This window comes from Colwellia sp. (assembly GCF_013215345.1).
In the GTDB taxonomy this organism is placed as follows: Bacteria; Pseudomonadota; Gammaproteobacteria; order Enterobacterales; family Alteromonadaceae; genus Colwellia.
In genome coordinates, this window is sequence record NZ_JABSOV010000020.1 from 1 (window position 1) to 14,446 (window position 14,446).

General features: G+C 39.0%; 10 protein-coding genes and 1 pseudogene. 5 read left to right on the top strand and 6 right to left on the bottom strand.

Translation table 11 applies throughout. The annotated features are described in order from the left end of the window. A partial coding sequence (locus HRT50_RS04300) for an SNF2-related protein (protein ID WP_291611698.1) occupies window positions 1-2,991 on the bottom strand: 2,991 nt, incomplete at its 3' end. A gap of 304 nt (window positions 2,992-3,295) precedes the next feature. Between HRT50_RS04300 and HRT50_RS04305 the strand changes: the two genes are divergently transcribed. Next, window positions 3,296-4,177 (top strand): DMT family transporter, encoded by an 882-nt coding sequence (locus HRT50_RS04305; protein ID WP_291611700.1) that lies wholly within the window; start codon window positions 3,296-3,298, stop codon window positions 4,175-4,177. A gap of 165 nt (window positions 4,178-4,342) precedes the next feature. On the opposite strand, the gene HRT50_RS04310 is transcribed toward HRT50_RS04305, so the two are convergent. Both HRT50_RS04310 and HRT50_RS04315 read right to left on the bottom strand, forming a co-directional pair. Beyond that, entirely contained in the window at window positions 4,343-4,717 is a 375-nt protein-coding gene (locus HRT50_RS04310) for a hypothetical protein (RefSeq protein ID WP_291611702.1), read from the bottom strand. After that, on the bottom strand, window positions 4,714-6,447 hold the full coding sequence (locus HRT50_RS04315; RefSeq protein WP_291611705.1) for a S41 family peptidase: 1,734 nt from the start codon (window positions 6,445-6,447) through the stop codon (window positions 4,714-4,716). The genes HRT50_RS04310 and HRT50_RS04315 overlap by 4 nt, the downstream gene beginning before the upstream one ends. 490 nt (window positions 6,448-6,937) lie before the next feature. On the opposite strand from HRT50_RS04315, the gene HRT50_RS04320 reads away from it, so the two are divergent. Together HRT50_RS04320 and HRT50_RS04325 are read left to right on the top strand one after the other, a co-directional pair. Beyond that, window positions 6,938-7,159, top strand: a complete 222-nt coding sequence (locus HRT50_RS04320; RefSeq protein ID WP_291611784.1) for a DKNYY domain-containing protein — start codon at window positions 6,938-6,940, stop codon at window positions 7,157-7,159. 271 nt (window positions 7,160-7,430) lie between these two features. Beyond that, complete coding sequence (locus HRT50_RS04325; RefSeq protein WP_367238776.1) at window positions 7,431-7,976, top strand: hypothetical protein; 546 nt, start codon at window positions 7,431-7,433, stop codon at window positions 7,974-7,976. A 69-nt stretch (window positions 7,977-8,045) separates the two neighbouring features. Here HRT50_RS04325 and HRT50_RS04330 read toward each other — a convergent pair whose 3' ends face one another. The 3 genes from HRT50_RS04330 to HRT50_RS04340 are packed head-to-tail and all read right to left on the bottom strand — an operon-like array spanning window position 8,046 to window position 12,252. Continuing rightward, complete coding sequence (locus HRT50_RS04330; protein WP_291611707.1) at window positions 8,046-10,013, bottom strand: pre-peptidase C-terminal domain-containing protein; 1,968 nt, start codon at window positions 10,011-10,013, stop codon at window positions 8,046-8,048. After that, a complete protein-coding gene (locus tag HRT50_RS04335) occupies window positions 10,010-10,699 on the bottom strand; it encodes a DUF1566 domain-containing protein (RefSeq protein ID WP_291611710.1) in 690 nt (229 codons plus the stop codon). Before HRT50_RS04335 ends, HRT50_RS04330 begins: the two co-directional genes overlap by 4 nt. Further along, entirely contained in the window at window positions 10,696-12,252 is a 1,557-nt protein-coding gene (locus tag HRT50_RS04340) for an ethylbenzene dehydrogenase-related protein (protein ID WP_291611712.1), read from the bottom strand. The genes HRT50_RS04335 and HRT50_RS04340 overlap by 4 nt, the downstream gene beginning before the upstream one ends. A 538-nt stretch (window positions 12,253-12,790) precedes the next feature. On the opposite strand from HRT50_RS04340, the gene HRT50_RS04345 reads away from it, so the two are divergent. Beyond that, the gene (locus HRT50_RS04345) at window positions 12,791-13,978 is read left to right on the top strand and encodes an MFS transporter (RefSeq protein WP_291611714.1); all 1,188 of its coding nucleotides are present in this window, start codon (window positions 12,791-12,793) and stop codon (window positions 13,976-13,978) included. Between the two features lie 199 nt (window positions 13,979-14,177). Beyond that, a pseudogene (locus HRT50_RS04350) lies at window positions 14,178-14,249 on the top strand (Type I secretion system protein TolC); the annotation flags it as partial. Window positions 14,250-14,446: the final 197 nt, after the last annotated feature.

A 14,446-nucleotide genomic window follows, 5' to 3' on the forward strand; every position in this document is an offset into this window, starting at 1 on the left:
CTCAGGTAAAGTTTCCATTAAATGATCAAGTTTAGCAGATTGATTAACTTTTTTAGCGCCGTCAAGTGACAGTAACTTAGGATGATTACATACTTGTCTTAGCTTTAATAACGCATCTAAAACTTCTATCTGACTACGTTTTAAGCCCTTCTCAGCAATAATATCCTTTAAGCGACTATCCATGGCTAAACGCACTGACTCATACAACTCAGCTTGTTTACCTTCAATACGCAGGGTTTGAATTATTATCGTTTTCGACGGTAGTTCAGTGGCTATTTTGTCTTTGGTTCTACGTAAAATAAACGGTTTAATGCGCTGATTTAATAACTGCTTACGCTCTTGATCACCATGTTTCTCTATAGGGTTTCTAAAAATTTTGGTAAATTGCCTTTGTCCGCCTAAAAAACCGGGCAGTAAAAAATTAAATTGTGCCCAGAATTCACCTAAATGATTCTCCATGGGTGTACCGGTTAAACACAATTTATGCTGCGCTCTGAGTGACTGAAACGCTTGGTATAATTTAGTTTTTGGGTTTTTTATATAGTGAGCTTCATCAAGAATAAGGTAATAAAATTTATGCTGACAATAAAGATCTAAATCTTTAGTGAGTAAGGCATAGCTGGTAATAATTAAATCAACGGGATTTTTGACGTCTTCATTACCTTCAAGCCTTTGCAGGCAACCGAAGTGCTGATAACGTTTAGTACCGTGTAAGACTTGATAAGAAAGTTCAGGGGTAAATTTTTCAATTTCATTGGCCCAGTTAAAAATAACACTGGTGGGCGCAACAATTAATACCGGCTTAGTCAATCGGCCTTGCTGCTTTTCAATTAATAAGTGCGCCAAGGTTTGAATGGTTTTACCTAAACCCATGTCATCAGCCAAAATACCGTTTAATTGATACTCCCGCAAAAACTGCAACCAGTTGAGTCCTTGATGCTGATAAGTTCTTAACGTCGCGTTTAAACCTGTCGGCAGTGCCACAGCAGTTATTTTTTGAAAGTTTTTTAGCTTATCTGCCAGCTCTCTTAACCTACTTGCGCCTGCTGTTATCATGCCTTGGTCATCTAGCATCGATAACGTTTGATGTCCTTGAAAGCGTGATAGCTCCATGGTGCCGTCTTTATTTAACGCATTAGGCATAAAGAGTTCAATAAACTGCTTTAATATTGGCTGTACGCTTTGATAACGCAAGGCAACAAATTCACCATTGTCTAGGTCAACATAAATAGGAGTGTCGGGCGAAATAAGCGGTTCTTTTGCGATAACTAAACCATCTTGATCTACATTTTCGTGAGTAACTTGTTCAGGGGCAACCTTGTCGCGATCAGCTTTGTCACGGTCCAAGAGGGCCGATCTAGGTAATTGTTCAATAGCACCCAGCAAAATAGGAAACGCGGGCATTTTTTTACCATCAATGGTTAAGTTTAACCCTAACGAGAAAAAATCATGATCATCGGTTTCAATCACTTCGGCATCAAATATGCTATCGGTGGCGAGTGATTTATAATAAAAAGCATCGGCAAAGCTAATATGCCAGCCTAAATCTTTAAGTAAGGGGATTTCTTGATCTAAAAACTGATGCCAAGCATAACGGCCTTGCAACATCATGGAAAATTTAGGCGTTTTATCGGCAAGTGAAGCGTCTTTATTCAAATACTCGGCATTAATAAAAGCGTAACGCTTAGGGATAGGCACAGGGCTAAACTTTAACTTGGTCAATTTATCAATAACCGCTTGCTCAAAAGCTAAGTCTCGATAAATCTTTACCTCAATTGAAGCCTCGCTTGAGTTCTTACTAGAACTATCACTTGAACTCTCGTTTTCATCCTCACTATCACCATCAGGTAAGCTTGCTGGTGTAATCGTAACACTCTCATTATGCGGATTAACTAAATTACCCTGATAGGAAAAATTAACCCTCACATTACCCGTTTGTGGATTTTTTTCTAGCGGAGTAGAAAAGTACAAATGCACGTCGGGCTTGGTTAGGTCTTGTGAGAACTGTGTTTTGGGTTTAGGTAAGCGTTGCACAGCATCACCTAACGACATAGACAGCTTATTCATTACCCAAGGCAATCTATCTTCTTCAAAAATGGGTGAGTTAAGTAAGTCGGCTTCAAAATCACAGCGAGTATTGGTATTAATTTGTCCAAAGCAATTTTTTTCTTCATCATAAAAACAAAGTGGTTGTGCTTTAATAATTTGAATACTGCTTGAAGGCTCATTAAAAACCAGCTTTAAAGTATGTAAATTATTATCCAGTGCTAGCCACTGCCATTCAGCTTCTATGGGCTCACTTAAGGTAATGGCTTGATCTAAATTGAATTTTGTATCCCAAAAACAGCGATTTGTTTTTATAATCTGTGCAAATAAATCAAAATACTTAATATCATCGCCAAATTGGTTAGTACGCATAAGCTCGGTAATAACCGCGACATCCTCGTTAGTCGCATAGGCACTATTAATTAACGAACTGGTAGAATATTCACTGCCAAGGGAGCTGCTCCAGCCGCCACTTTTTTTGGCGCGCGTTGATTTTATCGCCAAAGTATAATAATCGTCTTCGTTAAAACCGTTGGGTTTTAAAAAGTACAATAACGATTTTTGCTGAGGATTGGGTTGATATCTACTGGGCTGGGCTTGAAAGTGGCTAAGCCATCTATCAATAATTCTTTCAGGTGTGGCAATACTGTTTCGATCAAAATGTTCATGAATAAAACACTGCGCCAAGGCTGCACCATGTTTACAATCACGGCCGACATAACAATCACAATAACTGGCAATACCATCATGCTTAATATTTAACACTAAACGCGTTAAGTAAGTCGACTGATTAGAGCGCTCACTAAAAACGACACCACGAATTATTTCACCATCAAGGGCACAGGTTTTAATACCATCAGCCTGATAAATTCTAGCGCCTTTTTTCCACTCATTTTTAGTGAAGTGTTGTTCAAGTAATTCTGGGGTAAAAATGTTTTTGGCCATAAGTTCTTAATTATTATGCGTTCAAATAGGTTACATAGGGTGACTAGCTTAGTTAGCTTAGACAGTAATCAGCTCTCAAGAGAATGATTACTCTCAATTACCCTAATAATAGCTAAGGATAGAGCAGGGGATAATGTTAATAGCGAGTCAGGTATTATTTTAGCCGAATAATATCATAAAGGCTTATTTTTCATAAGGTGAACAGCGATATTTTGTTTGTTAGTAATGCATTAATTTTAAATAACTACGTTTGAGATTGATTGTTGTTTACAATGGTAAAAAAAAATCATGTAGTTAGGTTTTAATGTCATATCTTATTTCGGTTACCCTATTGTGGGCTTTTTCATTTAGTTTAATTGGCGTGTATTTAGCAGGGCAGGTTGATGCTTGGTTCTCGGTATTAATGCGTGTTGGTTTGGCTATGTTAGTCTTTTTACCCTTTTTACGATTTAATGAAATTAGCTGGCAAAGCGCCGTTAAATTAATGGGCATAGGTGCAATTCAATTAGGCTTAATGTACGTTTTTTATTATCAGTCATTCTTGTATTTGTCAGTGCCTGAAGTTTTATTATTTACGGTGATGACCCCTATTTATATCACCTTATTAAATGATGCTTTTGAGCGAAAATTTCACCTCAACTTTATGTTAACCGCATTACTGGCAACCTCAGGTGCTATTGCCATTCGTTTTAACGGCATAGACGCTAACTTCATTACTGGTTTGCTCTTAGTGCAAGCTGCTAATTTATGTTTTGCTACCGGGCAGGTCTGTTATAAACGCTTAATGGCTGCTCAGCAGCTAAAACAGTCTATCAATCAAAAAGCAATATTTGCCTGGTTTTTCATCGGTGCGTTTTGTGTGGCTGTCATTTGTTATTTAATTTTTGGTAATGCCAATAAGCTACCGACAACTGAGTTGCAATGGGGCGTATTAGTTTATTTGGGCATTATAGCCTCAGGAGTTGGTTTTTTTGCTTGGAATAAAGGTGCTACTTTGGTTAATGTTGGTGCACTGGCTATTATGAATAACTTGCTTATCCCTGCTGGCATTATCGTAAATTTAGTGATTTGGAATCGTGATGCTGATATTGCGCGATTAGTCTTTGGCGGCTCACTCATTGTCCTGTCGTTAGTACTGAACCAATGGTTAGAGAAGCGCAGAAACGCGTATAAAGCCAGTGAATAAATAGCTGAAGCCTTAAATAAAACGACAAAGCTATAAAGCGACCAGGCTTTAACTTAAATTGGCCACCGAAAGTATGCTTGTCCCCGAGTTCAGCCGAGCAATTAAAAAAGGCCGATGCGTAATGCATCGACCTTTTTCTCTCTATGTAAATTCGGCTATTAAATGTTATCGTTTAAAGCAAGACCTTGTCTTTAATAGCCACTCTTGACCTGTATCAAGTCGTTTAAGCAAACAAGTACCGGCTTTTTTTCTTAATTCAAACACTAAAGCCGGTTTTATTTCCTTACTATAAACTTTTACCCCCTGTGGTGAGGTTACCGGCGGAGTCGTCAATAATAATCGGCTCGACTGTTGAAAGACATCCTGTGTTATTGGTATCTTCTTGCCCGCCAAAGCATTGCTAACGACAGCAACAATTTCAGCGCGGGCTTCACTACTGTTATCAGGCAGTAATGCCGCAAATGATTCATGAGCCTGCAGAGCACAAGCTGACAGAAGACTTAAAGACAGCGCGACAAAAGTAAGTTGTTTAATTATCATTGAGTTTTACCAGCTCTGACATGGCGGAATTTATCAAAATAAATATCATCAATAATCGCATCTTGTCGTGGCGTGCGAGTATTAAACTTAGCGCCAAAATAATTAACCGAGTTGCTTGGTTGAGATAACGTTGATTTCGTCGAACTAAAACCATTAATCGATTTACGGCTTAACTTAACAGATGGTTCGACAATCACAGGACAAGTATTATGTGTTTGATAATAAAGCGCACTAGCGAGTAACATTTCTTCTTTATCACCCAGCGAGTGCAAATAATCCTCCTCAATAGGACAACCTTGTACTTGATAGAGCTTACCTGCTTCAGGCAACTTAGCGGGTACTAAACCATCGGAATAATCACCAAAACCGGCATCATTTTCTCCTTTAAACTGTACAGTGAAATAGGTAGAGCCACAGTTATCTTTACTAAAGAAACCGTAGGGTTTTCCGCAGGTTGTTTCACCTATTTGAATAACTTCTATGCCAACACCAATTAACGAATTGATAAATGATTCACTCGCTGAGCAGGAAGAGCCGGTGGTAAGCACATAAACTCGAGCTAAATCTAAGGTTGGCAGTGCTTGATCCGCTTGAATAATTGAGTCGCCACCAATTAAACGTCTTAAATCAATGGTCACATCAAGAAAAGGTGTCTCGGTACTGGCATTTTTATCGTTGTAAACAATTTTTTCGTATAGCTTACCCTCGGTAACATCTTTACCGGCAACCATATAAGCCAATTGCGACGACAGCGCTAAAAAACCACCACCGTTATAACGTAAATCAACCACTAAATCAGTAATTTGATTTGCCGAAAAAAGCGTAAATTGATCAAAGAGATCTTTTTCTACCGTAGAAATACTAAAAGAATTTAATAATAAATAACCGACATTTCCCTGTGGCGTAGCTATTGTTTTAGCTAACTGTAACGGTACTGCGGTAATGGCGGCAGTTTGCAACGTTACTTGATATTCTTCATTATTAATATCAATAAACTTAAAGGTATGACTTTCGCCTTCGTTGCTACTATATATGGCATTCTCCATAATATTAATGTCACTTTGCGCCGTGGTATTAACAAAATCAACCCCATCAATTTCCAGCAGCTTCGAACCACGAGAAACGCCCGCCGTCATTGCTTGCGTATTTGGCGTGACATTTTTTACCTGCCAACTTCTCGGTGGAGCAATACTGCTTTTTTTATCAAAGGTAATACCGTAGCCATAGCTGACGCCTAATTGTGTGCGCTCTTCAACATTACTTGTCGGCTCCATCCAATGAAACTTATCTTTCGGAGCGCCAGAATCTGTTACCGCTGTTGTTTTAAGTTGCTCGAAATAATCGATTAAATTAAAGTTTTTTGGATTTTTATCAATTACTTCTTTGTACCAAAGGTAAGTCTCATGAGTAAAGGCACGTTGCCAATGTTTTTCAAGTAGCTCACTGCCTGGTTTATCTGGATAAGTGATATGAGTAATAGGGCTGCTGCCACTGCGGGGATCCTTACATTGAGCAACAAAGTCACTTGACGGTTGAAATTGATCTTGCAGCCAAGTAGGCCCAGTGACGGTTTTAGTCACTGGAGCTTTAGTAACCTTAGTTGTTCCGCCAGAGCCACCACCACAGCCAGTGAGCATAACTAACGGCAGTGTTATGGTTAACAATAATTGCGGAATTCTATTTTTTTTACTTATGGTACTTTGTTCACTTTTGTCAATAACAACTGTCATCTACACTATTCCCTTTTAATATGAATCCATTTAAGTCGTCTTTGGATAAAGTAATATTCTATAACTTAGGCCAAAGAAAAAAATCGTATCTTAAGTTATATTTAAGTAATTAACAAACACTTACCATGATTTACAAACCACCATCAGGCAGTTTAGTCGGCTCTAATAATACTTCTTAATACATTAGATCTGGTTTTTTTTGAAAGTATGGATGTCCCCAATTATATTTTTAAGCGAGTATCCTAGTTACTTTATTTTTTTTTCATAAATAGGGTATTTTATTTGTAAATTTAATTTCTAATTTTTGGACTGTAAAAATGAACATTCTGATTTGGATAGGTAGTACCTTGTTAGGTGCTGGTGCTGTTTATGTACTAGCGATTATTGCTTTCGCCACATACGTGATACCCCCTCAACACATGACGCCACCCCTGTAAATACTGGAGTCAGTAAACAATATCATGTAAAGGAAGGCAAAATTATTTATGTGATGGATGGTTACTTCTTTCAGATCGGCGGCAAAGAAATAGAAGGAGCAGATGTTGGGACCTTTGAAGTGATAGACCAGTCCTATGCAAAAGATATAAATTTTATTTATTATGATGGAAGGCCCATTGAAGCTGGCCTCCCAAATTCAGTCGAATTTGTTGCATCTGAGCTCAATGGCAATTCCCAGTGTGATGGTATTTCTTACCTTAGTGTTAACACCTAAGGTTAATCGTTGGCTAAACATAATATTATCTACGGCTTTTATATTTATGCTGGTCGCAACAAACTTAACCCAGACTTGGGCGTTTTATCTATTTTTAACGGCGGTAGAGATTGTTATATCAATGGCCTAAAATTGATGAGAAAGATTAGATGAATAATTTACAAAAAGTGGTGGTTTCTCTGCACTTGCCCAGGCGATTATTTATCTATTGGCCTTTGTTTATTTTGGTGTGTTTTTCGACTTTCCTAGTGATGGCGATACAGCGTAAAAGTTGAGTTTTTTAGCTGATAATCAACTGATGTTATCTGTTGTGAACTTGGTTATGTATGTGTTTTTTGGGGTTTTGTTAGCGGTATTAGTGTTGGCGTTATACTATCGTTTTAAAAATCGTGCCTTAGTCTTGTCGCAGCTTGCAGCAGTATTTGGCTTTATTTGGGTTGGCCTTGTTATTGCCAGTGGCATGATTACTAATATTGGCTTGGCAGCGGTGATTAAACTTTCGGTTAATGAGCCAGCACAAGCGATGAGCTTATGGTTGACCGTTAATATTATTGTTGAGGGTTTGGGCGGCGGCAACGAAGTCGTTGGCGGATTATGGCTGTTGTTATTAAGTTGTGCGGCGTTAAAATCTTATCAGTTTTCTAAGAGACTTAACTACTTTGGTTTATTGATTGGACTTGCTGGTATTCTAACTATTTATCCTGCGGATATACTCACCGAAATATTTGGCTTAGGTCAAATTGTCTGGTTTGTTTGGTTGGGGATAAGCATGCTGGTTACCTGCGAGGTTTATCATAAAGAAGCTGAGCATGATTAATCACGCTCAGCTTTGTGTTTATTGCAATTAAGCTAACTTAAGATAACTAAAGTTAGCTGCCACTCAGTTTTATGGATTGGCTTGTAAAGTTACCGTGAACCCTTCGGCATCTTTGTAGCCATAAACGTCGATATACCAAGTGCCTTCTGCTGGCGTGGTTAAGATACAATTTTCGCTATTGCCATTTTTATAGGGACGACAATCATAGCTCGATGAAGTAGATTGTGCGCCATGGTGAACGTAAAGGTCTGCGTCACCAGTGCCACCACTCATGTTAACTATCATAGTAGAATAACCTGCAGGCAATACTTGGCTATAACGTTGCCATTGTCCTTTAGCCACTGAAATATTAGCAAACTCGTTATTAATAATATCAGGAGTATTTCCGCCTGAAGTACTAAAACTGCCCGTTAAACTCAGCCCTGAAAAAGCAGCATAGGCTTTTAAACGAACATAATAAGTACCCCCTGCGGATGTACCAGAGCAAGACTCACTATTGCCATTTTTATAAGGGCGACAGTCATAACTTGAGTCAGTGGGTGCTGAGCCAAACTTAACATACATATCCGCATCACCCGTGCCACCGCTGGTTGTAAAGCTAATGTCGCTAGCACCTGCCGGAACAGCTAGAGTAAAGACAATATCAGCACCGGATCCGGCGCTAATATTGGTTTGTGTTACGCCATTTTCTAAAACATTATCACTTTGTGGTGGCTCGGTAACACCGTCAATAATACTTAGACCTGATGCGCTACGGCTAAGGGGCAATACTTCACCTATGCCGCTGGCTTGCCACCAATCAATATTTTGTGGCAAGGCCAGAGGATTGGCGTTACGTGCTTCTCTGGTTAAGGTTGCTGCACCCGAGCTGAACTGCGCGGTACGTACTTCTAGTTTTTCAGGGGTAACACTTAATACTTTAAACTGTTGAATGCTGGCTAAATCAATGGTCCAAGATTTAGGGTTGTTTGCTGAGCGAGCAGGTGCGCCCCAGCTACCTTCACCAACATAGACAGTGCCGCCTGTGGTTGTTTTTACAAAGTTGTTACCTGAGGGCTTAAGTGCTTGGGTAATTTTGTTAATGTGGGTGTCAGACTCAACCACTAAATTCATTTTTTGGCTGTAAAAGCTGTCGGCCCACCAGTTATGCAAAATGGTATTGTCAGACTTGCCGCTGTAATGTGGATACATAGGTTTATGATACTGGGCCACACGCCACTTTGCGCTACTGCCATTGGCAGAGAGATCTTGATTTAACCAATTATTCATTGCGGTAGCGTAACTTGAATAACCACTGTTTTTATATTGGCTATTTAAGGTATAAACTCGTAACAGTGACGACACATTAAAAGCGCCGTAGCTGTCTTTACTGTCACAAACTCCATCTTGATTATAATCTACGCCAAACACTTGGCAGAGTGTTTTATAGTTGCCATCTTCATGATTACCATGAGTAGCCACAAAAGGATAAATACGTTGGTAGCTAATGCCGTCAATAAGATCATTTGACAAGGTTAATTGCCAATCTTTAAGGTACTCCTTCATTTCTGAAGCCGAGTTCGCATTAGTATAATCACCGCCATGCATCACGAATAATGGCCTTATTTTGGCCACTAACTTGTTGCCTTTTTGGCGTGTTGTCCAGCCCGTACGTGTGTCTCCACCAGCAATAACAGTAAAACCTGTGTTAGTGGTAGGTGCCGTTTTAAACCACAAGCGATCGCCACAACCGCTACTATCACAAACGCGATAAAAAACGTCAGTGTTTGGCGTTAAACCTTTTAAAGTGACGAATTGACTTTGCAAACTACTCGCAAAGGTGTGCGATGCGGTTACTTGTTTGGTTTGCCAGGTTTGCTCGTTAGTACTAACACCATATTTAACATGATGGTTACTGCCTGATGTTGGTGTAAAGCCTATAGTGGCCTGCTGTGAAGGGTTATGATCCCAAATTAAACGGTTATACTGGCTACCCGCATAAGTTACTGAACTTGCTAGGCTTAAACCAATGGCTAAACTCACAATACTTTTGTTCATTTCCTTGCTTCCTTTTGTGATGTATTTTCATTAATAACGCGACTACTTAGCTGCGAGGTGGTATTTGCCTCAGTCAGTGAACTGACTAAAATTACAAATGCTGCGTTACGGTAAGGCAATATTGCTTGCTGACCCGCATGGAAGTTAACGGCCAAGGCGCCGCTGTTAAATTGTGTGAAGTGTTGTGGTAATAGCTGCTGATTAGCCGATGTCCAATAGTCACCTTTATGAATAAAAGGGAAATAATCATTATTTATGTGAGGTTGGCCAGGACGTTGTGGGCTTTTTATTAACGACTGCAATTCATCGGGAGTAGGAAGGCGCCAATTGTGTTGATTACATAAACCTTGTGTATTTGTGTGCCGAATCAGATCGCTGGTATCGCAGCGTTGTGCTTCAAAGTAACAATCACCAAAGTTTTCTTTGCCCTGTATTTCATCAAACCAAGAGTAAGTCCAATAACCATCATGGATAGACTCATTGTCTGTTTTTACTTCCCAAAGCACATTTAAGCTAGAGTCAACAACACACGACCAAGGGCCTTGCCATGATGAAATGACTTCACCGATATTTATCATTTTAGTGAAGCGGGCATGTACTGGTGTTAAATGAACAGGCAGAGAAAATCGACAATAAAAGGTTAATAACAGCAGCATGAGTAATGAAATTAAAAGTCTAATTTTCATAACGAATACTGCAATTGTATGGCTTTATGATGACGAGTATGTGCAATTTGGCTACGATCAAAGGCTGATACCCACATACAAACTCCGGTTTTTAAAGAAACATCATGTTTTGAGTGGGTATTTTTTTTACGTACTAATTCCAACGTCCATACACCATTGCTCCAATGGCCCCTTGCTCGGACGTCAGCTCTATCGCCTTCAAATCGATTTGATCTATACAGTACTGAGGGCAAGTAACTACCTTCAGGTAACGTATCTAATTGAGACTGATAGGGCTTTGAACTAAACCAAGGCAGTACTTTTTTATCTGCTATTGAATAGTTAATTGGTAAGCGTTTAGGGATGATGAAGTTTGGTTTATACCATTGCCAATTCATCACATAAGCGCCGCTTTCTTTACCATCAGCTTGATAACCCGCACTGTAACGCCGTTGACCATATTGCACGGAAGCAGGTGCACCAATAAAATTATCATCGGCCAAGTACATATCGTTAGTACGTACTGCTTTCCAATGCCATAAATCACGTACGGTATTGTTTAAACTGGCGTGATAGCCCTTGCCATGCCAATTACTGGGTTTACCTTCAATGGGGGTTTTTCCTAAATGCGCGGTGCCGTCTGCGCCACTGTTACAGGTGTTAGATAACATTACGGCAAACTTATCTTCGTAATGACTCTGTTCATCAAAGCGATAAAAACCATCTTCTTTAACTTTCCAGCCTTGTGCTGTTTTTAGCAAAGGTAGGTGCTCAATACTTTGTGTTGGATCTTGCCAAGTGAATAAGAAAAATGTTTCTTGTGCATTTGATAACGCTTTAATGGTGACTTGTGTATTACCATCAACAAAATTAGCACCGCCAATGGTATTTATGGAAATGCTGGGGGTTGTAAGCCATTGAGGTTCATTGGCGTGACCATCTATTTCAATCAATACATCCATGGGAATCGCTGAAACGAGCAATGAATGTTTTACTGGAATATTAAGTAAATAAAGTAAGCAGGCAATAAGAGCAATAATGGCAAGTTTTAGCCAAGCTATATGAGTAAGAGAGGAGGGAAATAAACGTACCAGCACGCCTTTGCCATGTTGTAGTACGTATATCCAACTGTGCATAACCAAGTAAAGTAAAAACAGTAATGAACTGGTAAAATGTAATGGCTGTAAAGTGGTTACCATTAAATCAACGCTGATAAATAAGCCGGTAAATACACTTAATAGTCCCGCTGTGTAACCTAAGCGATTAACCCATTGATGATATGACTGATTGCGGTAGCCCTGTTTATGCTGGCTTTTCTTTAGCTGAGGCTTATTTAACCGGCTCTTACTTAGCGGGCTCTTATTGAATTGGTAATAAATAAAATAGAGCACTAAAGCACTAAAAACATAACCAGAAATTAAATGCATACTATGAACCGCACCACTGATTAAGATAGCGTCAAAGTGCATGAGTACAGGAGTATTCAGGCTAGATATTCTTAGTCCGGAGAGTAAGCTTAATAGCACAGTGCCCATGGCAATAATATGTAGCGAAACGAAAACTTTACGGTTCAAACTAACTCCTATCCTTGTATGTCTTTCACTCAGATATGTTTACACTAAATTAACAAGTTGTGAAGTGAATAATGGATGAGAAGTTATAATTAAATTTTCTGTAGTTCTGTTTTTATTTAATATTGTTTTTATACAGTAGTTTATTGGCTTTTTTTGTGAAGAGTGCCTTGTGAAATAGATATTGAATAGAGTTTACTTAGATGTTAAATAGATGTTAAATAGATGTTATTTTCGTGTTGTTTTGGGAATAACGAGAAAGAATAGAGAATAACTAGGACATCCATGAATAACCTCAATATGCAGGATTCAGTTGGAGTCATCAACCTCACTTTTAAGATCAGAGTCTTCAGCCTTACTAACATAGAACAAGAGCAAACGATTTTTCGCTGAGTCAATAATAGTTATTCATAACAATACTTTTATTATCAAGGCGATAGTCATTATAATATCTCATTATTAATTTAGTTTTATTGCTGCTTTATCAATTGATAAAATAGTAGGTGTAATTGAAAGCCAGCCTCAGAGTATCATCATCATCATGATTGAAGTAAAAACAGCTGCTTACCGCCGTGCTAGCTTTGCGTTAGCGTTAGGCTCTTTCCTTGTATTTTGTAATTTGTACATGTTCCAACCCATGTTGCCATTGATGGCTGAAAAATTTAACGCCAGTGCGATTGAAATTAATTGGCTGCTTGCGTCATGCACATTAATGCTAGCGCTTACTCTTGTTCCGTGGGCTGTAGGCTCAGAAATTATAGGCCGTCGTAAAGTGATGATGCTGAGTCTTTTCTTATTGCCATTTACGGGCATGACCATGTTGCTAACCGATTCATTAATAATGTTAACGTTAACGCGTGGGGTAATGGGTATTGCGCTTGCGGGATTTGCTGCTGTTGCTGTGGCATATATGGCCGAAGAGTTCACCCCAAAAGCATTTATGATTGCCGTTGGTGGTTATATTAGTGCAAATTCATTAGGCGGTATTGCAGGGCGTTTATACGGCGGTTTTGCCACCGAATATTGGGGATGGAATATAGCCGTTATTGGTATGGCTATTGCCAGTTTAGTTGGTGCGCTATTAGTGAGCCGACTGTTGCCTGAACAACAATGTTTCACTCCTAAAAGAGGGCAGTTTCGCAACCATAATAAGCGTGTAATTGGTCATTTAAAACAGCGTGAATTATGGCTTGCTATGCTTATTGGCGGTTTAAACTTTGCGTTAATTGTTAATCTTTATACGGTAATGGGGTTCCGTCTTATCGCGCCACCTTATTCACTGTCTATCAGCTTAACGTCAATGATTTTTTTGTGCTATCTAAGTGGTACTATTTCGGCAAAACTAAGTGGTCGTTGGAGCCTACATTACAGCCCAGTCAAGGGCATGGTACTAGGTACAACCGTGAGTGCAATAGGTATGTGGATAGCCGTTTATGATTCATTGTACGCAATGGTTGTTGGTCTATTACTTATTGGCTCAGGCGCTTTTTTCACGCACTCACTTGCCTATGCCTGGGTAAGTCAGAAAGCGAAAGTAGCGAAAGCAACTGCAACGGCGTTATACCTTGTGCACTATTACATTGGTGGTAGCTTAGGTGGTTTTTACTTAATTGCCTGCTGGCAATATAGCGCTTGGTATGGGGTGCTTGCAGGTGGCATGGTATTATATGGCTTAATTTACCTATTATGTTGGCGCTTACATCGCCATGCTTGTTCATTAACAAAATAAAATTTATAGCAGCGTTAAACTTGAACTTGAATTTAAAGTAAATGAGGTAATTATGCTGAAATCAAAGCTTACATTGGTAAATAAGAATAACTAGAAGAATAAGAAGAACATCCATTGTCATTTGAGAATACCCCCCTTGTACTAAGGTTAAAAATCATCTTAATACAGGAGTATTCTCATGACTAGCGCCAGAAAATAGCTGATTAGCTTGGTTGATACACCGTATTATCATTGTATTTCTCGATGTGTGCGTAGAGCATATTTGTGTGGCTATTTAGCTTGTGTTATTTTTTCGTTTTAGGATATTTATAAGCGAGTGTCCCCGTTAATTTTTTACGTTCATTTTCAGATTAAATAGCTACTATTATTTTGTTAATTTATTGCCAAATAAAGCGTAAAATGCTCAAAATTCCGTTTGTCGGAAAATTATCGTTGGCTTTATTACCTTTTTAAAAATTTTAGCCAAAT

Coding starts and splice junctions, on each gene's coding strand:
- HRT50_RS04305 (WP_291611700.1), top strand. CDS start 3,296: ATGTCATATCTTATTTCGGTTACCCTATTGTGGGCTTTTTCATTTAGT.
- HRT50_RS04310 (WP_291611702.1), bottom strand. CDS start 4,717: ATGATAATTAAACAACTTACTTTTGTCGCGCTGTCTTTAAGTCTTCTG.
- HRT50_RS04315 (WP_291611705.1), bottom strand. CDS start 6,447: ATGACAGTTGTTATTGACAAAAGTGAACAAAGTACCATAAGTAAAAAA.
- HRT50_RS04320 (WP_291611784.1), top strand. CDS start 6,938: ATGGATGGTTACTTCTTTCAGATCGGCGGCAAAGAAATAGAAGGAGCA.
- HRT50_RS04330 (WP_291611707.1), bottom strand. CDS start 10,013: ATGAACAAAAGTATTGTGAGTTTAGCCATTGGTTTAAGCCTAGCAAGT.
- HRT50_RS04335 (WP_291611710.1), bottom strand. CDS start 10,699: ATGAAAATTAGACTTTTAATTTCATTACTCATGCTGCTGTTATTAACC.
- HRT50_RS04345 (WP_291611714.1), top strand. CDS start 12,791: ATGATTGAAGTAAAAACAGCTGCTTACCGCCGTGCTAGCTTTGCGTTA.